At 78.1% G+C, this 643-nt stretch carries 1 pseudogene; it reads right to left on the reverse strand.

The window, feature by feature from the left end:
- Positions 1–643, reverse strand: a pseudogene (locus GT042_RS26625) (LuxR family transcriptional regulator); the annotation flags it as partial.

Below are 643 nucleotides of genomic sequence, written 5' to 3' on the forward strand. Positions count from 1 at the left end.
GGGCCCCGGCGCCGCGCAGGCCGCCTGGACCAGGCGCGGCAGTGCTTGGTGCGGGCCGTCCAGGACCGCGGCCAGGGTGCGGTGCACGGCGCGGCGGCGGGCCGGGGGCGCCGTGCGCAGCACCGCCGTACGCAGCAGCGGGTGGGTGAAGCGGACCCGGCCGCCCCCGCTGCGTACGACTCCCGCGTGTTCGGCGGGCGCCAGCCGGCCGGGGCGGATCCCGGCCGACCTCCCGGCACTCAGCAGCAGTACGGAGTCCGCTCCCGCCCCGTCCGGTTCGTGCTCGGCCGCGGCGGCGGCGAAGAGCAGCAGGGCCCGGGTGTCGGCGGGCAGTGTGTCGAGACAGGCCGCGTAGGCGTCGAGCAGGTCCTCACCGCCGGGCAGCGGCTGCGGCAAGGGCTGGTGGCCGGAGAGCTGAGCGGCGCTCAGGTGTCCGGCGAGGGCGGTGAGCAGCCGGGGGTTGCCCGCGCCCTCGCGGCGCAGCTCCTCCCGTACCGACGCGTGCAATTGACGTTCCGTCAAGTCTTCGAGCAGCGCGTCGGCCGCGTCGTCGTCCAGGGGGCCGAGGCGCAGCGCGGGCAGTCCGGCGAAGGCGTCCGCGCCCGGCCCGTGGTCCGCCACCGTGAGCAGGACGGCGACCCGG

Origin of the sequence: Streptomyces sp. SID3212 (assembly GCF_009865405.1) — a bacterium.
Taxonomy (GTDB): Bacteria; Actinomycetota; Actinomycetes; order Streptomycetales; family Streptomycetaceae; genus Streptomyces.